Here is a 22,216-nt window from a genome sequence, read left to right on the forward strand (position 1 = left end):
GAATCTCCCTGACGGTCAACCGATACGTCAGAAAGACTTGGGCTTTCGGCAAGGGCTTGGCAAGCACCCATGCGCCTGCAGACACCGGACATGGCACTCAGGCAGCAAGAACCTGCGCCCTCGGGCGGGCATGGCCGCGCCGCAAATACCACTCGTTCACAAGAAGATTCGGAACCCAGCAAAGCCAGGCAATGGCTGGATAGGCGAGCTCGAACGGCAGTCCTGCCGCGAGAGACAGGGGCAGATAGACCCGCAGGGTTACGGCAGCAAAGGTCATCGCCGCCGACCGCAGCATCCAGCGCCGGTGGGTTGCAATGTCCCGGCGGATGCCCGCAGCGATGCCGAGACAAGTCGCCAAAAGCCACAGAAGGGCAAGCAGCAGGAAGCCGGAAAGCGCGATCGGCCCTGCCGTCGTCGTCAGCGCCAGGTCAATCGAGGCAATGCCAGACACGAGAATGCCCGCGCCATAGAACCGGCCCAGCCACTTGTGAAGACCGGGCCGGCTCTTTCGCAGACCTGTGCTCAGATGAAACGGCAACAAGCCCAGAACAATGGGGGCGACAGCGATATGACTGTAGAGAAGCCAAGCATTTCCGGGCAGATGATGTGCCATCACCGGCATCGATTTCTCGACGCCTAAAGGCAGGAAGCGGAAGGATGCCACAGCAACCAGGGCGCAAAAGATCCCTGCGGTCCAGGCCAGCCAGGGGGAAATCCGAATTCCGGTTGTCATCGCAGTCTCCATAACTTGACACCGTCAAGATACGAAATAACTTTACAGTGTCAAGTTTTCTGAGGGACCGGCCGATCACAATGAGGAGAGCAGTAGAGAGCCCCCCCCTGTCCGCCGGGCTTCTCAAACATTCCGCCCTTTCGCAAAGTCCGCCGCTTCGCCAGACAGATTCACCTGACAGGTTCGCTTGACCGCCCTGCAGGTTCATGTCCTTCTGCCGCCATGACGGACTCAGCAAAACCCACCCGCAAGCGCGACGGACGCCTGCGCGAAGATCTCATTGATGCCGGTGTCGCTCTGCTTCGGGACCGGGGCGCGGACGGGATGAGCCTCAGGGAATGCGCAGCCATAGCGGGCGTCTCTCACGCCTCCCCCGGCTATCATTTCGGTAATCTGAAAGGCCTGAAGACGGCGATTGCAGCCCGCGCATTCCGTCTGTTCGGCGACTTCATGCTGGAGTTCCTGGCCAAGGCGGATAGCGCGCCAAAGTCTCAGATCCTGGCAATCAGCGAAGGGTATCTGGCCTTCGCCGAATCCCATAAAGAATTGTTTCTCTTCATGTTCTCGGGTCAGGAGCTCGATCAGACCGATCCGGACCTGTCAGCCATGTCCGAACGCGCCTATCAGATCCTCAGGGACACCTGCGCGCCCTTCGTAAAGCCGGACAGCGATCCTGAGACCGTTGAAATTCTGGTCTGGTCATTGGTCCACGGCTACGCACAGCTGATGATTACGGGAAAGATCAGCAAAGCCTCGCCCGGCGGAAAAGTGCCGGCCTATAAATTTCTGCTGGATCACCTGGACCTCTGCCCCCGCGGCTAGCGCCTGGCCCGATCAGATCAGGCCAAGCTCTGCCAGTTCGCGCCGCATTTCCTCAGGCAAAGAAGCGCCGCCGGTACCGGTACGGATGTCCTTCGGCGCTTCATTTGCCTTCAGATAGCGCCAGCCCTGAAAAGGCCGCTTCGGCTGATGCTGGGTCAGGATGATCCGTGGCTCAAGCACCAGATCACAGCGCTTCACACCGGCATCATCGGTGAAGGGGCGGATATCGATCAGCCGCTGCCGCGCCTGAATCCGGCCCTTGATCACCCAATAGAGCGAACCGCCATCCAGCAGCTCTTCGTTGCGGGTCGGAACCATGCGGGTCGTATGGGTAAGCTCGACCGGCTCACCAGCCAGACGCAGTTGCTCGGTCCGGAAATCGGTCCAGGCCTGAAGGCTCTCGACGCTGTCAGCGCCGACACAAAGCTTCACGAGATGCAAGGTCATGGTCTTTGCCTAGTCATCTGCCCCGGCGGGTCAACCAAATCGCGGGTCAAGAGGACCTTTATACACAGTTTGCACAGCTGCCCGCTTGCAAGGAATCTGCGAAGCAGGTTCACTTTCAACATGAACGTGTTCGTGACAGGCGGGACAGGCACTATCGGACGAGCGCTCGTCCAGCATCTGCTGGAGCGCGGACACCACGTTATTGGCCTGACGCGGTCGCCAGAATCGGCGTCCGAACTGCGGCGTCTCGGGCCAGGTTTCAGCGCATTTCCGGGAGATTTGGCGGAGCCAAAGGGATGGACCGAGCGGGCCATCGCTTGTGATGCTGTGATTCATACTGCGGCGACCTTCACTCCGGACATGTCCGTCATAGACCGGCGTGCGATGCAAGCGGTGAAAATGGCAGCCCGGACACGCAAGCACCCGCTGCGGGTCATCTATACCGGGGGCATCTGGCTCTACCCGCCAACGGACAAGAGGCCGTTGACGGAAACGGTTTCCTTCGAGCCGCAGCCGGCGTTTATCTGGATGAAGGAGCAGATCCGGTCCCTGCAAACCAGCCCCAACCTGAGCGTTGCGATCATTCATCCGGCCCTGGTCTGCACGCCGCATAAAGGCCCCGTTGCGGAGATCGTGAAGGCCGTCCAGCGTGGTCAGCCGTTCCGGACCCGGGCGGATGCGGAAACGATCTGGCCTCTGGTGAGCGCTCAGGACCTTGCAAAGCTCTACGGAACCGTTCTGGAAGCCCGCAGTTTCCGTCTTGCACTTCTCGCTGCAGCCATTCCCGGCGTCCGGGTCAAGGATCTGGGGCACCGGATCGCGACACGGCTGGGCGGCACCTTCGAGCTCGAAACCATCCGTCCCAAGCCGGGAACAGACCCCAAAACCGATTTTGAGTCCGGCTATGCACTGTCCCAGGTGGTGAGTTCCCGAAGGGCGACCTCTCTGGCAAGCTGGAACCCGTCCGCCCGGGCGGTCGATGACCTGATTGACGAAGTCATTGAGACAGGCCTCGATCATCCGTCTCAAAGCGCCAGCATCAAGTCTGCCTGACGAGTTGCCTTTCCCTTAACCACACACCGCCATCCCATCCATGACGCGAAAGGCTTTCGCAAGCTTTGTTCCGTAACGTTTCCTCTCGACTTTCGAGGCTATTGCGGTGACCGGATGCGAACAAGATCAGCCCTGCGATCTCTGTTGAGAAGCCTTTTGCTTCTCTCCAGCCTGGTTTTTCTACCCCTAGACGGTCTCGCGCAAGAAGTTTCTTTTGGCAGCTTTGAAGTCGTGAACTCTGCCGGCTTCCGGGAAATCGATGGTACGAAGACCCCTCTGAGCAAGGACTCTGCCATTGGGGTTTCTGTTATGACCCTCTCCTCCGATGGCGGGAAGCTGACACTCTCGACCGGGGAAACCCGTCTGACCCTCTACCGCATCACATCCGGGCTGGAGGGGCTGGAGTGGAATGCTACCGGCACAACTCTGCTTCACCGGGAGGATATCCTGTCTCTCTCCCAAAAAACGAGCTTGTCGGATGTGGAAACTTGGGGGGCTGCGATCGACTGGCCCGGTGCAGGTCATGCGAAGATGGTCATGTTCCGGCTGAGCGACAGTTCCTTCACTGGATTTCTGATCAGCACTCCCGGAGCATCAACTCTGGTCAGGCAGATGGAGTTCCATCTTCTCTCCGGGCCCCGCCGCCGGTCTTTCCAGTAAATTTTCCAGCCGCCCAAAATGAGCGATGGTGAAGCCCTGACGGCAAAGCTTCCGGCGGTTCAGACGACAGGGCAAAAGAAAAGGGCGCGGAGATCCACGCCCTTTTCTCAACTTAGCAACTGGTCTTAACCTGCGACAGCGACAGCCTGTTGGGCGCTTTCAACATCATTAAACAGTACCAGCAGCGCAAGCGCGCCTCCCAGAGCGAGGACCGTCCAGACGGTCACACCCCAGCAGGACTTCTGCACGTTTTCGTCCATGAAAACCCTTTGTTCGTTCACGGCCGCATTCCCGTCTCGGGTTAGGAAATGTGGCTCGAATGAGACACCGGGTTAATGGGTTGCTAAGGATTTCGCAAGTGCAAAATGCCGGGATCAGATCTGCATTTCCTGCATCCCGTGAAACTATCCATATTTGCCAAGGAGTTGTGCGCCGCTAGCCGGATTTTCACAGCTGATGTAAAAGGGGGAAAGCCCTAAAGGCTTGCCTTATTTGTTATCCGCCCAAGGAGCCTTGATGAGCGCCCTTACCCTTTATGACCAAGCAGCCGCCATTTGGTTTCTTTTCGCCTGGCTGGGTTTCAACTTTATGATCGATCACAGCCCATGGCGCCAGAAATCGCTTTCGCGGGCCATGGAAGACTACCGGCGCCAGTGGATGGTCGTCATGGCGGGCCGTCAGGTGCGCATCATGGACACGGCGATCATTTCCGGCTTGCAGCAGGGCACGGCTTTTTTCGCCTCGACCGCGCTTCTGGCCATAGGCGGCAGCTTCGCGCTTCTGGACAGCACCGATACGATCCTTCGTATTGCGGGAGATCTGGACATTCCGGTCGAGCAAAGCAGAGCGCTTTGGGAAATCAAGGTCCTCGGCCTGATGCTGATCCTTGCCTACGCGTTTTTCAAATTCGGCTGGGCCTACAGGCTTTTCAATTATGCCAGCATCGTCATGGGATCGGTTCCCGAACCGACCGCGAAGAACCGCGACCGGGTGATGAAGATGGCAGCGCAGGCTGGCGAGTTGAATGTCCTCGCCGGACGTCACTTCAACCGCGGTCAGCGCGCCTTCTTTTTCGCCATCGGTTTTCTCGGCTGGTTTGCCGGACCGGCAGTCTTCGCGGTTATGACGCTTGCGGTCCTGCTGGTCCTGCTCCGGCGTCAGTTCGCTTCCCGCTCGAGGGACGCCGTGCTCTCCGGGCACCATTTGGCTTTACCGGAATCGGAGAAGGAGGGCGAATATACCGACACCGGCTCGTCGAATCCCTTCACATGATAGCGGCCATACAGGCCGCCGCGGCAGCCCATAATGTCTGCAATGGCATCCGACACGAGAACCTCCAGATTCAGGTTCTTGGCCAGTTCTGCAATCCGCGCGGCAAGGTTCACCGTTGGACCGATAACGGTAAAATCCAGGCGCGTCTCGCTGCCGACGTTGCCAAAGAAAACATTCCCGGCATGCAGCGCGATCCCGACTTTCATGTCGGGTGTTTCCAAGCACTCATTCGCCAGATTGATCTGATTGATCTTCTCGGTGGTGGCCCTGGCGGCCTTTAGCGCGCGCTTGGCCGCATCAGCCGCCTGCTCTTCCGTCTCATAGGGAAAGATGGCCATCACTTCATCACCAATGAACTTCAGAACCTCGCCGCCATGGGCTTCGACAGCCTCGGTCATGGCACCGAAATATTTGTTCAGGAACACCACCAGCTTGGCTGCGGGCAGCTCATTGGACAGCTTGGTGAAGCCGCGCAGATCCGCGAAGCTCACGACAGCGGAGATCCACTCCCCCTCCCCACGCTTGATCGTGCCACGCAGCACCCGTCCACCTGCGCGGCGGCCCACATAGGTATCAAGCAGAGTCTCGGCCGTACGGCGCAGGGTGCTGAGTTCACACACAAGGCTTAGCGGCTTCAGGATGGATTCAAAGACGCCGATATGGCTTTGCAGAAAGCCGCCCGGAACGCGGGTTGCAAAGGTAATCGCCTTGATGGTCCCGTCTGAAAAGGGCAAGGGCATGGCCACATAGTCGGTGTAGCCCTCCTGACGGAGGTCCTCCGTAATCCCGTACTCCGTCTCCGCTGCCTTGGCGCTGATCGCGATGCGCACCGGCCGGTTTTCCGTGTAGACGACCTTCAACGGGCTCCTGTCATAGGCCTCGTCCCGATCATCGCTGGTCAGATAGCGCCGGATTTCACGGGTACCGTCACTGGTCCAGACTGCGGCCTCGGCGCGCACATTGGGATGGAGCAGCGGAATCGCAGTCGTGATCCGGTCCACCGGCACCCCGGCTTCACGCAGGCGCTGGCCCAGTTCCTCAATCAGTTCAAGGCTGTCAGCCCGCCCCGCGGCATCGCCATAGAGCCATTGCACGAGATCGGCTGCAATAAGGGGAGCTTCAAGGACCATCGGGCCAATCCTTCACGCAGGTCATTTTCAAAATCGCCCTTTATGTGGGGATCATAACACTCTCTGCAAAGGGCAGGCTATTCTAACTTCCCGCCCAAAAATGAAAACGGAATGTTCACTGCCCCGGTTCCGGAGCAGGAAACAACGTGCCTGTGCGGCCGAAGATCCAGTAACCCGCAAGGCCTACCCATTCCTTGAAAGCGATATCAAACCTGCGGAGACCGATCGAAACGCCGGAGAAAACCAGCCCGGCATCCGCCCATCCCCGTGTCCGGTAATCGACCGGATAGGGCACAAGACCCGTCCAGCCTTCGGCACGGAAAACGCCAACGGCACGCGGCATGTGATAGGCAGAGGTAACAAACAGCCAGCGCTGCTCCGGCTCAGGCCTGATCAAATTGCGTGTGAAACGCGCATTTTCAAAGGTCGAGCGCGACTTGTCTTCCAGAATAATCCTGTCGCTGGAAACGCCGAAGTCCTCGAGCAACACTTTCGCTCCCTCGGCCTCGCTCACGCCCTTGAACAGGATGCCGCCGGCACCGCCCGTGTGAATGACGGGGACATCCGGTATCTGGCGGGCAAGCGCGGCAATGGATGTCAGCCGTTCTGCGGCAGAGGTCAGGGCCGGCTCTCCCCGTCCTGCCATCACCGTCGTGTCAAACGCTCCGCCCAGAACAATGATGCCATCGATTTTGCCAAGCGTCTGCGGCCGCGGGAAACGCTCTTCCAGCGGCAGGATCAGGATGTTGGCGGCGGGTGACAATCCGGCAATGCCTAGAAACAGCACCGCCAGAAACCCGAGCCAGCGGCCGAACCGGATCCAGCGGGTCCAGGTCAGCGCCACACCAATAATCCCAAGGGCCACAAGCGCGTTGGACGGCTGGATCAGAAAGAAACCGATTTTGGACAAAAGATAAAACATCGTGCCTTGCCAATCGTTTGCAAAGCGGTGACACAGTCTGAACAAAGGGAGACTGCCGTGCTTGACCGCTTTTATCTCATCATCGACAGCCCTGAGTGGCTGGACCGCCTCTGCCCGGAGGGTCTACGCTTTGCGCAACTGAGGATCAAGGAGCCGGACGGCACCCTCCCCCAAGCCGTGGCACGCACGCTGGAAAAGGCGCGGGCGTATAACTGCACGCTCGTCATCAACGATCATTGGCAGGCAGCCATTGATTCTGGCGCCGACTGGCTGCATCTGGGCCAGGAGGATCTGGACACGGCGGACATCAAGGCCATCCGCAAATCCGGGCTGAAGCTGGGCATCTCCACACACACACCGGAAGAACTGGACCGGGCCCTCGGCTTCGAACCGGACTATATTGCGCTCGGGCCGATCTTTCCCCCACGCGGCAAGATCGTGGATTACGCGCCCCAGGGCATCTCACGTGTTTCCGATTGGAAAGCGCGGATCAACGTGCCTCTGGTCGTCATTGGCGGGATCCGGCTCGAGCATGCGGAGAGTTTGCTTGAGGCCGGGGCAGACAGTATCTGCGTTATCACCGACGTGCTTGCCGATCCCGATCCCGAAGCACGCTGCCGGGCCTGGATTGCAGCGACCCGCTAACCGGTGCTCCCGGGAAACTCCAGTTCGTGATCCCCGTCACAGTTCCCCTCGTCAAAACCGACCATGAATAGCTTCACAGGTTTCGAAGAGGTGGAGCAAGAACATGGAACTCTATCTGACACTCGGCGGCCGCCCCGCCATCGCAGCAGCAGCCGAAAGGCTCAACAAAAGGCTTCGTCTGGACAGTGGATTTGGCGGGAGCAGCCGTGCCCTGCCTGCCCCTTACCTGGAGGATCTCACCGAGTTCCTCGTATTCGTAACTGGAGGAGCCCCAGTCTATGAAGGCCGCCCGGTCAGCAAGCTGCTGCGTCCGCTTTGCCCTTCACAGGAAGCGTTCGAGGTCCTCGTCGATCATGTCGTCACCGTCCTGATCGGACGGGAGAGACGGCCTACAGAAGAAGCGCAACTCCGCGTGCTTCTTGAACATGTCCGCCCCCTGGTTCTTTCGGCACGCGAGGAAACACCGGCACACGCCGGGCAGCCGTTTCAGCGCTTGACCGTTGTCGCCTGATCCATAGGCCACTCAACAGCTTTCCAAATGCACAAACAAAAACGCCGGCGGAAAACCCACCGGCGTTTTGATTTTGACTTTTCGAAACCGCTGTCAGCCCAGTTCGCTAACGTTGGTCACGACCTTGCCGACCAGACCGTACTCGATGCCTTCTTCGGGGCTCATCCAGTAGTCACGGTCCGTGTCCTTCTCGATCCGGGACAGCGGCTGGCCAGTGGCATCAGCGAAGATTTTATTGAGACGGTCGCGCATCTTGATGATTTCGCGGGCCTGGATCTCGATATCGGTCGCCATGCCGCCAGCGCCACCGGACGGCTGGTGCAGCAGGAAGCGGGTGTTCGGGGTGCAGAAGCGCATTTCCTTCGGCACGGACACATAGATCAGTGCACCGGCACTTGCGACCCAGCCCATGCCCAGGATGCGCACTTCCGGCGAAATGAACTTGATGGTGTCGTGGATCATGTCACCGGACTCAACGTGACCACCCGGAGAGGACACGATGACGGTGATCGGATCATTGGAGACCTGAGCCAGGGCGAGAAGGCGGGCGCACACGTCGCGGGCCATCTCCTGGTTCACCGGGCCGGTGATCAGCACGGTGCGGGCATCGAACAGATGCTTGTCGACCTGAATCGACGGCTGGCTCTTTGCTTTTTCCTCTTCCTCGTCATCGAGGCGGGCTGGCACCGTTGTCGAATAATTTTTCATGCGCAGGATAGGCTCCATTGACATTCCTGCCGGCGCAGAGCACCGACGAGATCGATATTCCTTGTGTATGCGAACAAATCCTTGCCCGCAAATCCTCAAGCAGGTCATATCCTGAAAGAGTTATCAGAACCGCAACATAAGCCGTTTTTGCGGGGTTTCAATCGGGTCCAGACGTTTGCCTGGGAAATCCTGCCGCCAGCCTCCCCGCCTTTGGATGCAGGATTCTCTTTCCAATCAGACCGCCTGCTGTTGCAAAAGCAATTCCAGGCTGGATGACAAAAACAGGCGGTCTTCCTCGCTGGCAGCCATCGCAATGGCCCGTTCATAACTCCGGACGGCATCATGATGACGGCCCGCGCGCTTCAGCAGTTCAGCGCAGGCGGCATGAAAGGGCTGATAGGCCGAGAGTTCTGTTTCCAGAGCAAGAACAGCTGCAAGCCCCCCGGCAAGGTCACCGGCTTCAGCAACCGCCACGCCCCGGTTGAGCCGCACGACTGCCGTCGGCTCAAACGCAAGAAGCTCGTCGTAGAGCCGTGCGATCTGCGGCCAGTCCGACGTCTCTCCGTCGCTGTGGCAAGCTGCAATGGCGGCCTTTATCTGAAATGGCCCGATTTGCCTTCGGCGCAAGGCGCGTTCCAGAAGCAAGACGCCTTCTGCAATCTCGGCCCTGACCCAGAGGGTCCTGTCCTGGAGCGCAAGCGGAACGGCGGCCCCAGACGGTCCCTTGCGTGCATGCCTTCGCGCATGGGACAGCATCAGCAGCGCAAGACAACCTTCGACTTCAGCATCTTCGGGCGTCAAGGAGTTCAGCAGACGGCAAAGAAACAGCGCCTCCTCGGCAAGGTCAACGCCGCTCTGGGGACCTGCCGAGTACCCGGCGTTGAAAATGAGATAGATGACCGTGAGCACGGCCTCGAGCCGCTCTGCCCACTGGTCCTGATCCGGCACCGAGAACGGGATTCCAGCTGCCGCAATCTTTGCCTTGGCCCTGGACAGGCGCTGTCCCATCGCCGCGTCCTTGTCGAGAAATGCCGCGGCGATCTGCTGCGTCGACAAGCCTCCAAGGGTTCGCAAAGTCAGCGCAACCTGCGATTTCGGCTCGATGGCTGGATGACAACAGGTGAAAATCAGCCTCAGCCGCTCATCCGGAATATCCAAGGCTTCCTCGCCGGCAAGGCTTGCAAAAAGCTCCAGATCCTGACCAGACCGGCCTGCGGTTGCCTGCCGGCGGATCCGGTCGATGGCTTTGCGGAACGCCACCTGCAGCAACCAGCCGGACGGAGACGACGGCAAGCCGTTCCGCCCCCAATGGACGACGGCAGACACCATGGCATCTTGCAGTGCGTCCTCGGCGAGCTGGAAATCCTTGAGGCGCGCCACAAGCGCAGACAACAGCCGCCCCCGGTCGTCGCGCACCAGCCGGGTCAATGCCCGGCTTGCCGCAACGGCGCTGGAGGCGGATATAGTCATGACTGACCTGCCGTAATGATGATCAAGGTGCCGGATTATAATCCATCACCGGGCGGATCTCGACAGTCCCGTATTCCGCACTCGGGATCTGAACCGCGTAGGCAAGTGCCGCATCAAGGTCAGGAACATCAATGAGATAGTACCCGCCAAGATGCTCTTTCGTCTCTGCGAAGGGACCGTCCATCGTCTCCACCTTGCCGCCGCGCACGCGCAGTGTGGTCGAGGTTTCAGCCTCCTTTAGCCCTTCACCTGACAACATGGCGCCTTCCGCCTGCATTTTTTCGTTGAGCTTAAAATACCCCTCCATCATCTTGCCGAATTCGGGGGTTCCATAAACAGGCTCGTTGGCCGGATCACTGTAAATAAGCAGCATGTATTTCATCTCAGATTGTCCTCTTCCAAACAGAAATTTCGCTTTCAGAGACCGACAGAAAGTCGAAGGAGAGCGATGAATAAGACACCCGTTGCTAGCAGATTGGGGCCATTGCCCGCATAGCGCAACCAGTGAGCGGGAAACGTTGCCGATAGGCCGAAGGGATGAGCCAGGCGGCCTGCGAGCAACAAGATGCCGGCCCCATGAAGCCAGAGCTCAGACGCCCCTCCTGCTTCGGCCAGCATCATCAACAACAGCACGAAGGGTACCCATTCGATAAAGTTGCCGTGGCGGCGAATATTCAGCAACAACTGCTGACTGCCGCCATCCCCAATTGACACGCCATATTTCGCCCGGCTGGCAGATACCCTGATCCAGAGTACAAGCCAGATAGCCACAAGAGGCAGGGCGTAGAGTGAAGTGATGTGAAAAGCCATGTCCATGTCCTTCTATTGGATGTGACACCCAAGGAACGTTTGGACTTTCAGCTTTTCGACATCCCCCTTCAAAAAAGCACGGACTCAATGATTTTTTTTAAAAAGCCGCGCGTTTGCGACAGGGAAACGGTCAAGAAGGCTCGTTCTCGCTACCGCAACTGGTCTGTGCAATTGAGCGCAGGCGGAAGCCCCATCACCTCTATGGCCTCTTTAACCCCTGAGACCTTTGCCCTTGCAAAGCTTCAAGTCAGTCGTTGCCGTGAACGGCCTTCTCGGCTGTCTGGTCCTGGCGGAAGACAAGGCGCCAGGCCAGCATCATGGCAAAGGGCAGAGATGGCCAGATGAACCACAAGGTTCCAAGTCCGCTGGTAACCAGGTTGAGAAGAAAGAAAAATCCTATCATGAACACGCAGCCGCGCACCCGCTTGGACTGACGCCGGAGCCAGGCCCGGGCCTGATTGATCCCGCTGACAAGAACCTCGTCCACATGGGATTGGCCTGCATCCGCGGCCGCTCCTGTCTCAGAGGCGTCTGCCGTGCGGGCCCCACAGGGTTCATTCTTTCCCCCCAGCCGTATTACATAAGCTTCGACCGGCTCGCTGACATTACGGACAGTCTGCGCACCAAGGCTTTCGAACCCGAGCGCAAGTTTGTTCCGGACCTGATCGAACACGGACTGGCTGAGCGTGATGCCACCGGCCGGAGCAAGTTCCTGGAGACGGGCAGCAACATTGACCCCGTCTCCATAGATATCGTCCCCCTCAACCATGATATCACCGAGGTTGATACCAATCCGGAACTCCATCCTGGTGGCCTGCGGCAGATCGGCATTTCTGGATGCAAGATCTGTCTGAATGTCGACGGCGCACTGAACGGCTTCAATCACGCTGGAGAACTCGATGATGACCGCATCGCCCCAGGTGTTGACTATGCGGCCGTTGTACCGGCTGGTCAGCCCGCTCATCACGTCGCGATAGTCCTTGAGGCGGTCAAGGGTGCCATCCTCGTCCGCTTCCATAAGCCGAGAGTAGTGCACGGCATCCGCACACATGACCGCAGCAAGCCGGCGCCTAGTCCGTTCCATGAAGATGTTCCCTGTTTCCCTAGGAATGGGGATTGCTGATCAGGAATACAACCCGCGATCAAAGGTCACAAACCGGATTCCCCGCTTCCAGGCCGGCTATCCGGGAAGACTGAAACCAATATGCAGATCAAGTTGCCAGAGCAGACCGGCCAAGAGAGGAAAAAGACGCGCTTTCCTGCTCGTCAGCCCCCGGAGCAGGATCGTTTCCCGTCGGGCCTGCCCTGCGCTCCAGCATGCCCTGCCCGCCCATGCTCCGCCAATGGACGATCCTGTTCCGCCCCTTGTCCTTGGCTTGATAGAGCGCATCGTCAGCCTTCATGAGAAGGGCCTCCAGATCGTGCCCGGCCAAGGAGGTGTGAACCATTCCGATACTGGTCGTGATTTTAACCGCTTGACCGTCAACGATGAACTTGTGCTCTTCAACCGTCTGACGCAAGCGGTCGGCAATCTGCTCCATCCGCGCAGGAGAGACACCCGGCAGAACCGCGGCAAACTCTTCACCACCCAACCTGCCGAAGACATCGACGCTGCGCATGCTCTTCCGCATCAAGAGGGCAAATTCCCGCAAGATGCAGTCGCCTGCATGGTGGCCGTGGGTGTCGTTCACCAGTTTGAAGTAATCCAGATCGAAAACCAGGATGCCTGCAGCTTCGCCAGAGCTCTTGGCCAGCAGCATATCGCCCCTCACCATCAAGGCGCGGCGGTTGGGGCAATTGGTGAGCACGTCGTGTTCCGCCTCATGCTTGAGCGACAGGACATACTCCTCAAAGTAGATCGCAAGCCAGACAACCGTACCGCCGACAACCCAGAACAGCGTGATGAAAAGCGTGATACCGACCAGGTTTCCGCCATTCATCGGATTGTCCGGCACGCCTGAATACAGCGCCGCAACGCATCTGAGGAGATACATCACGCTGATCATGAGAAAGACGATGCCCAGCGACTTGCGCAGGCGGGCTCCATGCGTCTTGCTTCTTGTTCCCGACCGCAGGAACTCCAAGCCGATGAACGCGGAATAGACGCCGGACAAGGCGGCGAAAAACAGGACACGCCAGGTGGTGTTCCCGTAAAACTCCGGCACCTGGCAGGCAAGCAGCCACAAGACGGCCGGCGCAATGGCGACGATAACGCGCCCCTTTTGCCCGGCCAGTTCACGCGTGCCATACCAGCTGATACCTAACCCGAGCATCAGGACCGCGTTGGCAACGTCGATGGAGAGAAAGTCCGGGATCTTGTTGCGCAGCATCAACAGGGGAAGCGCGCTTCCCCGCAGGAAGAAGCTGATGGACCAGAGCAGAAGACCGCGGGACGACTTCGAAATCCACCACGCCATGAAAATGACGCAGCCGGCAAGGAAACACATGCCGCAAAGGAAAACAAATACGGTGAATACATCGAGCTTCATGGACACTCCACATGCGGATGACCGCCGGGACAGACGCCTTGCATACACGGTATAATTTACAAAGGAGACGTTAAAAAAGTGGCCAATAACGTAGTAGTTTCTCCCTTAACGCCGCAGTTTCACCCAGTGCTCGTTCCTTGGGCATCAAGGGAAGACCGGTAGTTGTAAGGCCGGCTTCCCCTTTGCGGCAGCTGGACGAGAGCACAGGGAGCGGTGCCGCCGTTATTCCCTCCCTCAATCCGGCAAACCTCTGCGGCACGCCCCGATTGGAATGCTGGGAAGTTCCGGACCCTATAGGGGTTAATCGTCAAAAATACACTTTGAAACAAGCTTTTGCCTTCAATGCGGGGCAAACACACGATTGCCTAGTTGCTGCGGACCAGAAGCACTTGCAGGCCGTATCCAGCTGAATGCATATCAGCGTAGCCATTCATGAATTCGAAGAAATAGAACATCCCCGGCAGCGCCTCTGACGATGTCCAGAACTTTGCCCCCTCCCCAAAATCGGAGCGGCTTATGGCCGGAAAGGCAGCGGTGTCTATTTTGGGTCCATCGCAGGTATCAAGAAGCAAGGTGTCCAGCTCCGCGCCGGTGGGAACCCGCCAGCCTGCGCCCGCCTCGCTTGCGGCTTTGTGTGCAGCCTCCTGATCGAGCCAAGCCGGTTCGCCCGCACAATCCTGCTTGTCGGCGCTCCAGGACATTCCAACCGCGCATCTCTTCCAGATGAGGCCCGACTGGCTGTCCTCAGCCACCTCTCCTTTCAGGATAAATTGCCCACTTGGACCGCTGACGCAGGAAGCAGAGGCAGGCGTGGCACAGGCAGCCAGAACGGGGGCAAGGGCGGACAAGAACCGGGACATGAAAGAACCTTCAACAAACTCAAAGCCTTGCATCTGAAAGCCGATGTTGTTCATTTCATGACGCAGCCACGCGGCTTTCCAGGTGGCCTCTCCGCTGCTCAACCCCATGCCATCTGCTCCCTGACTGACGGGAGCAGATGGCGCTGCCCGCTTGATTGACCGGCTTACTTCGTCTTGTTGAACAGCTCGCGGCCAATCAGCATGCGGCGGATCTCGCTGGTGCCTGCGCCGATCTCATAGAGCTTGGCGTCGCGCAACAGACGGCCCGTGGGATATTCGTTGATATAGCCGTTGCCGCCGAGAAGCTGGATCGCATCCAGTGCCAGCTTGGTGGCGTTTTCGGCTGCGTAGAGGATCGCACCAGCCGCGTCCTCACGGGTGGTCTCTCCCCGGTCACAGGCCTGGGCCACGGCGTAGACATAGGCCTTGGTGGCGTTCATGGTAACATACATATCCGCGACCTTGCCCTGAACCAGCTGGAAAGTGCCGATCGGCTGACCGAACTGCTCACGCTCGTGGATATAGGGAATGACCACATCCATCGCCGCCTGCATGATGCCGACAGCGCCTGCCGCCAGAACCGCCCGCTCATAGTCCAGCCCGGACATGAGCACATTGACGCCCTTGCCCACCTCGCCGAGCACGTTTTCTTCCGGCACTTCGCAGTCCTGGAAGACAAGCTCGCCGGTTTCAGAGCCGCGCATGCCGAGCTTGTCCAGCTTCTGCGCCACGGAGAAGCCCTTGAACCCTTTCTCGACCAGGAAGGCTGTAATGCCCTTGGGGCCGGCGTCCGGATCGGTCTTGGCATAGATGATCAGCGTGTCGGCGGAAGGACCGTTGGTGATCCACATCTTGGAGCCGTTGAGAATATAGCGGTCTCCCTTCTTCTCGGCCTTGAGCTTCATGGACACCACGTCTGACCCGGCCCCCGGCTCGGACATGGCCAGAGCTCCCAGATGCTCGCCGCTCACCAGCTTGGTGAGATAGCGGGTCTTCTGATCCTGATTGCCCCAGCGGCGCAGCTGGTTGACGCAAAGATTTGAGTGCGCGCCATAGCTAAGGCCGATGGAGGCAGAGGCCCGGCTCACCTCTTCCATGGCAATGCAATGTTCCAGGTATCCGAGACCTGCGCCGCCCCACTCTTCCTCGACCGTGATGCCGTGCAGGCCCAGATCGCCCATTTCAGGCCACAGCTCGCGGGGGAACCAGTCGTCCTTGTCAATCTTGGCGGCCAGCGGGGCAATGCGGTCCTGCGAATAGGAGCGCACGCTGTCGCGCAGCATTTCAGCGGTTTCGCCGAGATTGAAGTTGAAGGATGGAAAGTCGTTGCGGATCATCTTGGTTCCTCCCAGCGGCGCTTGTCATAGCGCACGAATTTGCTCAGCACGCCGATCCGGTCATAAAGACGCCGGGCAGTGCTGTTGTCGTCATGTGTGTGCCAATAGACGTTGGTACAGCCGCGCTTGGTGGCCTCTTCATAGACGCCCTCGATCAGCTTGCGGCCCGTTCCGGCCCCCCTCTGATCAGGTGCAACAAACAGGTCTTCAAGATAGCAGGTTGGGGCCAGAGACCAGGTGCTGGCGTGAGGCAGTGAATGCACCAGACCGGTCAGCTTGCCTGCACGCTCGGCCACAAGCGCGAAATGGCCGCCCTCTCCCAGCAACCGCTCGAACAGGCCGTCCGTCACCTCTTGCGGCAGGGTCTGCTCGTAAAAGGTCAGATATGCCTGCCAGAGCACATCCCACTGCGGCCGGTCCTCGCGGGTAAGCGGGCGGATAACAACCTCTTCCATCTTCAATCCTTCATGCCTTCCAATGCGACGAGGGTAAAAAGGCCTGCCGCCACATGCACCTGGTCCGTCCCGTCAATGCCATAGACGTCCGACTGGCAGATGGTCAGCATCCGCCCGGGTTTGATCACCCTGCCTTTGGCCACCAAACGCGGCTGGCGGGCGGGGTTCAAAAGGTTGATCTTGAACTCGCTTGTCAGCACGCCAAAACCTGCCGGATAGAGGCTGAGGGCAGCATAGCCCGCAGCAGAATCGGCAATCGAAGAGGTGGCCCCAGCGTGAAAGAAGCCATGCTGCTGGGTGAGTTCCGGGCGCAGGGACAGCTCGAGATCAACTTCTCCCGGCGCCAGATGTGTCATGACAGCGCCAAGATGGGTCATGAAGTTCTGCGCGGCGAAACTTGTCCGCACGCGGCTCTCCCACTGCGGATCACGCAGAGTTAGATTCATGCCTCCTCCTCCCTCACGATGGAGGCGGCACCGTCCTCGAACACGCCGCCGATCTCTGCCATACGCGCGCGGGCACCGGCTTCCACTTCATCCAGCTCCTTCAAGGTCAGCCCGATATCGCGGCGCTTTTCCAGAAGCTCGGCACGGCGGGCCGTGATCTTTTCCATGAGCAGGCGCAGCTGTCCGGCCTCCCCCGGGGCCTTGCCATACATGCCGATCATTTCGCTTATTTCGGAGAGGGAGAATCCAAGGCGCTTGCCGCGCAGGATCAGCTTGAGGCGCGTCCTGTCTGCCGGGCTGTAAAGCCTTTGCCGCCCGCGGCGCTGCGGGGCCAAAAGCCCCTGCGCTTCATAGAACCTCAGGGTTCGCGTGGTGATCGCGAATTCCTGGGTCAATTGCGTGATCGTGTAGAACCGCTGCTGCATGCTTCCTCCATGGAAGCACAGCCTCACGTCTTTTTACGTTAAAGTCAACAGAGAGAATTTATTGTTTTATAATCATGGTATTGGGCGAAACCAATATCCCTTTCTTCGTCCGGAAACCCATGCCCGGGAGACCGAGGTTTCTGTAGCGCGCAAGTTTGCTTGGCATTTCACGCAAGTTCACTTGGCATCCGATCTCACAAGTGATCATTGCGCTATCCATCCTAAATATCCTCCTCAACCTTCCTAGCGTCAGACAACTTTGCGCGCCGCATTTCAGTTGTTGCAGCCATCATCATGCGCAGTCAAAGGCGGATGAACTATCGCCTTAGATCTCACTATTCCTGCTTGCCAGAAACGGCCATCTATCTCGTTGACATATCCAATCCATGGTAGCCAGCAACAAGACGCAGCTGGAAAACGCTTCCGGCCTCCTGATTGCATCTTAACCAATGAGAAACCATGATCTGCTACCTAAGTCATTGACTTCACATCGCTCAAGCAAGCTTTGTCTGGACAATCTGGTGCTAATAAGAGATCCTTGACGAATGTTCCCCACTTGCGTTGATCTTTTCGCTGGATGCGGTGGCTTGTCGCTTGGTCTCGGAGCAGCGGGGTTCTCTACGCTGTTCGGTGTGGAGGCGCATGCGGATCCCTTCTCGACGTATAAGCTTAATCTTCTTGATCGTAAGCCCGATCGACACAAGTGGCCGTCATGGCTTGAGAAGAAGCCTTGGAAAGCCGAAGAGCTCCTAGAGTTTCATCGTGAGAGACTCCTAGAGCTCAGAGGATCTGTCGATCTTGTTGCAGGAGGTCCTCCGTGCCAGGGTTTCAGCATGAACGGGCTCCGGCGTCCTGACGATCCACGGAGTCGGATGGTAGATGTTTATCTGGAGTACGTAGACGTCCTGCGGCCGCGTTTGGTCTTGCTAGAGAATGTTGTCGGCTTTCAGTCGATGAAGCACCGCGCTGGCGGGACCTACCGCGACTTCGCTATCCGTGAATTGGGCCGTCTAGGCTACGACTGCTGGGCTGACGTGGTCAGGTCCGCTGAATGGGGGGTCCCGCAGCGTCGGCCTCGGTTTGTTCTTATAGCCGCCATGAAGGGCACGCTTTCTGGTATTGACCCAATCCAAAGGTTGAAGGTGGCGCGAAGGGCGTTCCTCCTTGAACGTGGACTCGGGCCGGAACCAACCGCCAGCAAAGCGGCTTTGTCGGACCTTGAGGGGCTTACGAATCTGCGGGCGGACAAAGAATGGGGACACAAGGGCTTTCTTGCTCTTTGCCGAGGGCCAAAGGCTAAGACGCCTTACCAGACGCTCATGCGGTTAGGAAGCCGCGGCCAGCCGGACGATCTGAGATTGCCGCGCCATGGAGAGGCTTCTGTTCGGCGTATGCAGGACATCCTCGACAACTGCGAACGTGGCGTATGCTTGCGACCACAGGACAGAGCGCGACTCGGTATCAAAAAGCGGAGTACGACCGCGTTAGATCCTAACGATATCGCTCCGACGATCAGTACCTTGCCCGACGATCTGATACATTACTCGGAGCCTCGCTCTATGACTGTTCGTGAACATGCACGGCTGCAGTCTTTTCCAGATTGGTTCTCTTTTCAGGGGCCATATACATCGGGTGGAGCCCGCCGGAAGGACGCATGCCCACGCTACACTCAGGTGGGGAACGCCGTGCCGCCGCTACTGGCTGAGGCGCTTGGGGAGACGCTGATCGGATTACTCGCGGTCCAGCAACAGAACCAGATCGCTCATTTCGCGAATGGCGTCGATATGCGTCGCAAATCCTCGTCGGATTTCCGGGAAATCGGCAACGCTGATCTCGTCGCTACCTTGTAAAACCCATCCATCGGTGCTTTCGACTTCAGTCACGTGCCCAAGTACGTTGCGCTTCTTCAAGACTATCTTGTCGTATTGCGCGTTCATGTTCCTGAGCTCGCGAAGACGGTCCACCTGTTCATCATCTAGTCCGAAAGACGCTGGGTTTGCCGTGACTATCTGAATCAGTCGTCGGAAGTGTTTGAAGAGCTTCGTGCTATCGACGGCGCGAGTATCAAAGCGCTCCTGCATTCCAGCAGGTACCGCGGCTTCGTATTTTCCTTTCATATCGTTCAGAAAATCGAATACGTCACGATCCATATCGGCAACCTTCTCGGCGCATTTCTGCTCGCGGCGCACCATACTCAGGACTGCGCTCCTCATCAGCTCGTCACATTCTGCGACAACCTTCATCGCTAACCCGCGCATTCCTGACAGCCGGTCAAGGGAGCGCGCTGTCTGATCGATCAACATCCCGGTCCGTTCGATGAAACGATTGCGGTGGCTGCAATAAACACCTTCCACCTCTTTCGCGGCAATCATTCGCCGTAGCTCCCCCTCATCCACGCTGCCAGAGTAGAAAAGGATGGTCACGGATGGGAAAAGCGTTCTGATAGTAGGTGCGAGTTCATCGCCGTTCTCGTTTTTAAGACGATAGTCCAGTAGGATTAAGTCAAAGCGATGGTAAAGGCGGTGAAGTCGGGCCAGTTCGTCAATATCGTCGCCGTTCGGAGTAACCTGGATTCGCGCCACGAAACCTGCATCGCGCACACGACGTCTGAGACTGGCCTCTTCCTCTTCACTAAACGAATCCTCGATCCAGAGGATACCGAGATCGAGGTTCATGCTTCCTCCATCGGGACAATAATCTCAAATTCCGCTCGGGTGCCGTCCCCCACGAGTGCGATACTTCCTTTCATCTCCGCGAGGATCTGGCGAACGCTGTAGAGGCCTAGTCCGGTGCCTGTTGCTGAGCCCGAATAGCCTCGCTCGAATAGCTTAGAGACATCCACCCGCTGGGGATCGATCCCGAGTCCGTCATCACTGACATTTATCGCAATAGCTTTCGCCCCTTTCGACGACGCTTTGAATTTGACCTCAGTAGCCTTCGCCTTACGCGCGTTGTCCATTAGGTTGTCGATTAGCACGGCAATGTCCACGGGAGAGAACTCTCGCTGGAGTTTCAGGCCCGCGTCGTCGAAGACGGCTTTCGGCATTCCAGGTATGCCGGCCACCCGCACATTTAAGTACTCATCTAAGAATCGAAGAAGATCGCCGCTCATTTTGTCGGTCTGAAGGTCGATACGGATGTTGGGAGCGAACGAAAGGACCGCGCCGAGTCTATCGCTCGACAGATTGGCTCCCGCAATAGATGCCGACGCTCTTCGGGCCGACTGCCGGACGGTGGCAAGCAAGTCGGCTACATCTTCGCTGCCAATTTCGTCTGTGGCCGACGCCAGGGAAAGAACGTTTCGGACTTCATGGGCGGCGTTTGTAATCGCCGACCGGATATGGCCAAGGTGGATGATGGCTTGGTGCATCAACAGTTGCACCCGTTCTACATCCATGTCTCGACTGCTTCCAAGAAACCGAGCCTGTTGTTCTAGTCGCGCGATCATCGCATCGGCGCGGACACGCTCCTCGATGGCCCGTTCGGCTTGCTGGCGCGCCTCTTGGCGAGAAGCTTTCAATTCTTCGATACGGCGCCGTGCACTTTCGATCTGGTTCAAGAGCGAAGTGTCGCCTCGGCGTTCCGCCAAGTCGGACATCGACTTCAGGGCGCTGTCAGTAATCTGGTCGGGGTCGTCCGTTATCCGGACGATCTCTTTGTCGTAGTAAACGACTTCCACTTCTCTGGAGCGAGCTAGTGCCCCGATGATCGAAAGAATTCGATCGCGGGCTTGATCGGTCTCCAGACCTTCAGGCGTATCGCGATCTTGATCAAAGGTATCCTGCCAGTTCACACCAACGACATAGCGTTCCAAGCGGAAAATCATGTGCTTCAAGATTGCGTCATAGAGAGCTCTGCTACGAGCGTCCTCAACTAGGCCGGCGTCGCGGCTCGACACTTCACGAAACATTTTCGGCTTGGCTGTAACGTCTACGCGACCGATGATGTCGCGGGTTCCCAGATAGCGGGATGTGCCTTGTTGTTTTCGCCGGTTCAATCCGAGTGTATCGTCTAACTCATCGCCAATAGGGGAGATCCTGAAACGATTCAGGAATAAGAAGACACTGCCGAACTCCACTGGGCGAACTCCCATACGGCCCGTGAAGGTCTTCTTAGCCGACCTGTTGAGGAAGAATATCTGTCCTTCGATTTTGCAGTCTACTAAATCTTCGTAAGGTGACCGTTCCTTGATCTCGTAGATTTTCCGCCCTCGGTCGAAGAGGCTCGAATGTATCTGTGCACCGTCGATCGTGACCTCAATCCTACTTGTTTTATCCCGGAGGAGATCGGCGATTTGGTTTCCGACCGGCCCATCTACGTCCTTGATCCGGACGTCGGTTCCGTCCAGTAACCACGTCGAGACCGTGACGCTGGTTGTAGTCCCGAACGGGTCGATAAGCTTGGCGAGATCTTTCCTGAGCCTCTTGATACGGTCAGCACCCCACTCATGTCTCGTGTCCCTTATCAGCAAAACAGTTCCATGCTCGTCCGGCGTCTCCGCATTCGCGATTTCCGGAAAGTCCGCAACGTGGTCGATTTCCACGGTGACGTCCTTGAACTCTTTCTGGCTGCTCTGCTCAAACCGCGTCCAGTCGATCGAAAGCATCTCGACCTTATTTTCGCCACGTACTCGGGAGTAGAGAGACAGCTTCTCTCCAAGTGTGTCGCAGGCGAACCGACCTATCCCTTTGCTACCAGCAAACTGGCCTGCCGGCCTAATCTTATCGCGGTATGTCTCCGTCTCAGCCTGCGCTTTTTCAGAATACGCGACGAACAACCACTTCTTCTTTATGTCGTCTTGTGTCATCCCAGCGCCGTCGTCGACGATCGCGATAGTGCGCTCTGAGGGGTCGAATTCGATATCGACACGTGAGGCCCCAGCATCGAAGGAGTTCTTCACGAGCTCAAAGATCGCAATGAACTCATTTGTAACGAGGTCACGCCCAATGATGTCCTTGAGGTGGGAGCTGATTCTGAAGGTTTCTTTGGTCGACATATGCCCCTTATACGCGAAAGTAGTT

At 57.9% G+C, this 22,216-nt stretch carries 25 protein-coding genes; 7 read left to right on the plus strand and 18 right to left on the minus strand.

All coding sequences use genetic code 11. From position 1 onward, the window contains the following. Positions 1 to 97: 97 nt before the first annotated feature. On the minus strand, positions 98 to 733 hold the full coding sequence (locus tag IG616_RS01020; RefSeq protein WP_209007213.1) for a DUF2306 domain-containing protein: 636 nt from the start codon (positions 731 to 733) through the stop codon (positions 98 to 100). A 222-nt stretch (positions 734 to 955) separates the two neighbouring features. On the opposite strand from IG616_RS01020, the gene IG616_RS01025 reads away from it, so the two are divergent. Next, positions 956 to 1,555: a TetR/AcrR family transcriptional regulator gene (locus tag IG616_RS01025; protein ID WP_192145576.1), complete on the plus strand. Its 600-nt coding sequence runs from the start codon at positions 956 to 958 to the stop codon at positions 1,553 to 1,555. 12 nt (positions 1,556 to 1,567) lie between these two features. Here the strand turns inward: IG616_RS01025 and IG616_RS01030 are convergent, their stop codons facing one another. Next, entirely contained in the window at positions 1,568 to 2,002 is a 435-nt protein-coding gene (locus IG616_RS01030; RefSeq protein ID WP_192145578.1) for a DUF1489 family protein, read from the minus strand. Between the two features lie 120 nt (positions 2,003 to 2,122). Here IG616_RS01030 and IG616_RS01035 point away from each other — a divergent pair, with 120 nt between their 5' ends. After that, on the plus strand, positions 2,123 to 3,055 hold the full coding sequence (locus IG616_RS01035) for an SDR family NAD(P)-dependent oxidoreductase (RefSeq protein WP_192145580.1): 933 nt from the start codon (positions 2,123 to 2,125) through the stop codon (positions 3,053 to 3,055). A 231-nt stretch (positions 3,056 to 3,286) separates the two neighbouring features. Next, positions 3,287 to 3,715, plus strand: coding sequence for a hypothetical protein (locus tag IG616_RS01040; RefSeq protein WP_192145582.1), 429 nt, complete (start codon positions 3,287 to 3,289; stop codon positions 3,713 to 3,715). A gap of 125 nt (positions 3,716 to 3,840) precedes the next feature. Here the strand turns inward: IG616_RS01040 and IG616_RS01045 are convergent, their stop codons facing one another. Further along, the gene (locus tag IG616_RS01045; protein WP_192146735.1) at positions 3,841 to 3,996 is read right to left on the minus strand and encodes a hypothetical protein; all 156 of its coding nucleotides are present in this window, start codon (positions 3,994 to 3,996) and stop codon (positions 3,841 to 3,843) included. Positions 3,997 to 4,231: 235 nt separating this feature from the next. On the opposite strand from IG616_RS01045, the gene IG616_RS01050 reads away from it, so the two are divergent. After that, positions 4,232 to 4,987 carry a DUF599 domain-containing protein gene (locus IG616_RS01050; RefSeq protein WP_192145584.1) on the plus strand — a complete coding sequence of 252 codons (756 nt, stop codon included), beginning with the start codon at positions 4,232 to 4,234 and terminating at the stop codon, positions 4,985 to 4,987. On the opposite strand, the gene IG616_RS01055 is transcribed toward IG616_RS01050, so the two are convergent. Further along, complete coding sequence (locus IG616_RS01055; protein WP_192145586.1) at positions 4,873 to 6,117, minus strand: adenylate/guanylate cyclase domain-containing protein; 1,245 nt, start codon at positions 6,115 to 6,117, stop codon at positions 4,873 to 4,875. The two genes, IG616_RS01050 and IG616_RS01055, sit on opposite strands and share 115 nt — an antisense overlap. A gap of 115 nt (positions 6,118 to 6,232) precedes the next feature. After that, on the minus strand, positions 6,233 to 7,039 hold the full coding sequence (locus IG616_RS01060; protein ID WP_192145588.1) for a YdcF family protein: 807 nt from the start codon (positions 7,037 to 7,039) through the stop codon (positions 6,233 to 6,235). A 57-nt stretch (positions 7,040 to 7,096) separates the two neighbouring features. Between IG616_RS01060 and IG616_RS01065 the strand changes: the two genes are divergently transcribed. Further along, positions 7,097 to 7,684, plus strand: coding sequence for a thiamine phosphate synthase (locus tag IG616_RS01065; RefSeq protein WP_192145590.1), 588 nt, complete (start codon positions 7,097 to 7,099; stop codon positions 7,682 to 7,684). A 103-nt stretch (positions 7,685 to 7,787) separates the two neighbouring features. Then, positions 7,788 to 8,195 carry a globin family protein gene (locus tag IG616_RS01070; RefSeq protein ID WP_192145592.1) on the plus strand — a complete coding sequence of 136 codons (408 nt, stop codon included), beginning with the start codon at positions 7,788 to 7,790 and terminating at the stop codon, positions 8,193 to 8,195. A gap of 93 nt (positions 8,196 to 8,288) precedes the next feature. Here IG616_RS01070 and IG616_RS01075 read toward each other — a convergent pair whose 3' ends face one another. The 11 genes from IG616_RS01075 to IG616_RS01125 all read right to left on the minus strand — a co-directional run bounded on the left by IG616_RS01075 (position 8,289) and on the right by IG616_RS01125 (position 17,195). Then, the gene (locus tag IG616_RS01075) at positions 8,289 to 8,903 is read right to left on the minus strand and encodes an ATP-dependent Clp protease proteolytic subunit (RefSeq protein ID WP_192145594.1); all 615 of its coding nucleotides are present in this window, start codon (positions 8,901 to 8,903) and stop codon (positions 8,289 to 8,291) included. A 234-nt stretch (positions 8,904 to 9,137) separates the two neighbouring features. After that, positions 9,138 to 10,373: an RNA polymerase sigma factor gene (locus IG616_RS01080; RefSeq protein ID WP_192145596.1), complete on the minus strand. Its 1,236-nt coding sequence runs from the start codon at positions 10,371 to 10,373 to the stop codon at positions 9,138 to 9,140. A gap of 22 nt (positions 10,374 to 10,395) precedes the next feature. Further along, on the minus strand, positions 10,396 to 10,746 hold the full coding sequence (locus IG616_RS01085) for a YciI family protein (protein ID WP_246476062.1): 351 nt from the start codon (positions 10,744 to 10,746) through the stop codon (positions 10,396 to 10,398). 44 nt (positions 10,747 to 10,790) lie between these two features. Further along, on the minus strand, positions 10,791 to 11,183 hold the full coding sequence (locus tag IG616_RS01090; protein ID WP_192145601.1) for an MAPEG family protein: 393 nt from the start codon (positions 11,181 to 11,183) through the stop codon (positions 10,791 to 10,793). A 247-nt stretch (positions 11,184 to 11,430) separates the two neighbouring features. Next, positions 11,431 to 12,267, minus strand: coding sequence for an adenylate/guanylate cyclase domain-containing protein (locus IG616_RS01095; RefSeq protein WP_192145603.1), 837 nt, complete (start codon positions 12,265 to 12,267; stop codon positions 11,431 to 11,433). 127 nt (positions 12,268 to 12,394) lie between these two features. Then, positions 12,395 to 13,672 carry a GGDEF domain-containing protein gene (locus IG616_RS01100; RefSeq protein WP_192145605.1) on the minus strand — a complete coding sequence of 426 codons (1,278 nt, stop codon included), beginning with the start codon at positions 13,670 to 13,672 and terminating at the stop codon, positions 12,395 to 12,397. Positions 13,673 to 14,037: 365 nt separating this feature from the next. Next, complete coding sequence (locus IG616_RS01105) at positions 14,038 to 14,640, minus strand: Lcl C-terminal domain-containing protein (protein WP_209007215.1); 603 nt, start codon at positions 14,638 to 14,640, stop codon at positions 14,038 to 14,040. Between the two features lie 56 nt (positions 14,641 to 14,696). After that, a complete protein-coding gene (locus tag IG616_RS01110; protein WP_192145608.1) occupies positions 14,697 to 15,869 on the minus strand; it encodes an isovaleryl-CoA dehydrogenase in 1,173 nt (390 codons plus the stop codon). Continuing rightward, entirely contained in the window at positions 15,866 to 16,324 is a 459-nt protein-coding gene (locus tag IG616_RS01115; protein ID WP_192145610.1) for a GNAT family N-acetyltransferase, read from the minus strand. Before IG616_RS01115 ends, IG616_RS01110 begins: the two co-directional genes overlap by 4 nt. Positions 16,325 to 16,326: 2 nt before the next feature. Beyond that, positions 16,327 to 16,770 (minus strand): PaaI family thioesterase, encoded by a 444-nt coding sequence (locus IG616_RS01120; RefSeq protein ID WP_192145612.1) that lies wholly within the window; start codon positions 16,768 to 16,770, stop codon positions 16,327 to 16,329. Beyond that, positions 16,767 to 17,195 carry a MerR family transcriptional regulator gene (locus tag IG616_RS01125; RefSeq protein ID WP_192145614.1) on the minus strand — a complete coding sequence of 143 codons (429 nt, stop codon included), beginning with the start codon at positions 17,193 to 17,195 and terminating at the stop codon, positions 16,767 to 16,769. Before IG616_RS01125 ends, IG616_RS01120 begins: the two co-directional genes overlap by 4 nt. Before the next feature lie 545 nt (positions 17,196 to 17,740). Here IG616_RS01125 and IG616_RS01130 point away from each other — a divergent pair. Beyond that, the gene (locus IG616_RS01130) at positions 17,741 to 19,045 is read left to right on the plus strand and encodes a DNA cytosine methyltransferase (protein ID WP_192145616.1); all 1,305 of its coding nucleotides are present in this window, start codon (positions 17,741 to 17,743) and stop codon (positions 19,043 to 19,045) included. Here the strand turns inward: IG616_RS01130 and IG616_RS01135 are convergent. Continuing rightward, complete coding sequence (locus tag IG616_RS01135) at positions 18,926 to 19,870, minus strand: DNA-binding transcriptional response regulator (protein ID WP_192145618.1); 945 nt, start codon at positions 19,868 to 19,870, stop codon at positions 18,926 to 18,928. The genes IG616_RS01130 and IG616_RS01135 overlap by 120 nt on opposite strands. Then, positions 19,867 to 22,191, minus strand: coding sequence for a sensor histidine kinase (locus tag IG616_RS01140; protein ID WP_192145620.1), 2,325 nt, complete (start codon positions 22,189 to 22,191; stop codon positions 19,867 to 19,869). The genes IG616_RS01135 and IG616_RS01140 overlap by 4 nt, the downstream gene beginning before the upstream one ends. Positions 22,192 to 22,216 lie beyond the last annotated feature (25 nt).

Source organism: Roseibium litorale (genome assembly GCF_014842915.1).
Classification (GTDB): Bacteria; Pseudomonadota; Alphaproteobacteria; order Rhizobiales; family Stappiaceae; genus Roseibium; species Roseibium litorale.